Source organism: Elstera litoralis, assembly GCF_000963705.1.
GTDB lineage: Bacteria > Pseudomonadota > Alphaproteobacteria > Elsterales > Elsteraceae > Elstera > Elstera litoralis.
Genome location: NZ_LAJY01000790.1, coordinates 1 through 1,018 on the forward strand (window position 1 = coordinate 1; position 1,018 = coordinate 1,018).

General features: G+C 56.9%; 2 protein-coding genes. Both read left to right on the forward strand.

The window, feature by feature from the left end; translation table 11 throughout:
- On the forward strand, positions 1–353 hold a 353-nt coding region (locus VZ95_RS19800; RefSeq protein WP_198148429.1), incomplete at its 5' end, for a hypothetical protein.
- 131 nt (positions 354–484) lie between these two features.
- Positions 485–946, forward strand: coding sequence for a GIY-YIG nuclease family protein (locus VZ95_RS19805; protein ID WP_198148430.1), 462 nt, complete (start codon positions 485–487; stop codon positions 944–946).
- Positions 947–1,018: the final 72 nt, after the last annotated feature.

A 1,018-nucleotide genomic window follows, 5' to 3' on the forward strand; every position in this document is an offset into this window, starting at 1 on the left:
CGCTCCGCAGCGTCTGTATCGCGCCCAAGCATTTCAACCGCGAACGGATCGAGCGCAGCGGGTATGAATACAAGGCCGAGAAAATTGCAGGTGGCAATATCCAGATCACCGTCACCTCTCGCAATGGGAGCGTGAAGTTCCAGCACATGCAGGTGCAGTATGAGCCGAACGCGGTCTATAGCCACGCTGATTTTACTGCGAAGCTATCGGACGCACAGCAGACCAAGCTTCGAGAGTTCTATGACGGCTGCAACCCGCGCCCGATGCGCGACCTGTTGCGCGGTGGGGCCGACCGCCTGCGAGTTGGCGCGATGGAGTTTCAGTGCTCGCCTGAGGAATTGCTCTCGGGCTGATCGAAACGATCTACGCCATGCGCAACGCCCTGCTACATGGGGAAGTGGACCCCGATCCGAAGGTGCTCGGCTGCTATGAGCCAGCCTACCGGATCGTGATGCAGTTTTTGGCGACAGTGAGATAGCTCGGCATGGCTGATCCCTTCACCATCCGCATCTTCGTTCCCGATGGCGACCCGGAAGGCGTTCGCCTGATTGATCGTTTAAACTGGACCGGCCTTGGCATCGTTTTCCCGCGCGCCAAATGGCAGGAGGTCCGCTTGCGCCCGGAGGTTCAGCGAACCGGTGTCTATATTCTTGTCGGCTATGGTGGCCAGGATGACGAGCTGCCCACTCTCTATATCGGGCAGGCCGATGAGGCGCGGGAAAGAATCGAGACGCATTATACTGGTAATAAAAGCAAAGATTTTTGGGATTGGGGAATTGTCTTCGTCTCAAACAGTGGCGGGTTAAATCGTGCCCATGTTACTTGGATAGAACATGCGCTGGTCAAACGGGCAAAAGAGGCGAAGCGCTGCTATCTCGACAATGGCAATTCCCCCAAGAACCGGCGCTCAGCGAGGCGGAAAAGGCCGATACCCGCGCCTTCCTGAAAGAAATTCTGCAAATCCTTCCGCTCGTCGGGCTAAGGGCTTTTGAAATACCAAAGGCCGTTGCCGTGCCCT

Excerpts from the sequence above, each read along its gene's own strand:
- VZ95_RS19805 (WP_198148430.1), top strand. The coding sequence starts at position 485 with ATGGCTGATCCCTTCACCATCCGCATCTTCGTTCCCGATGGCGACCCG.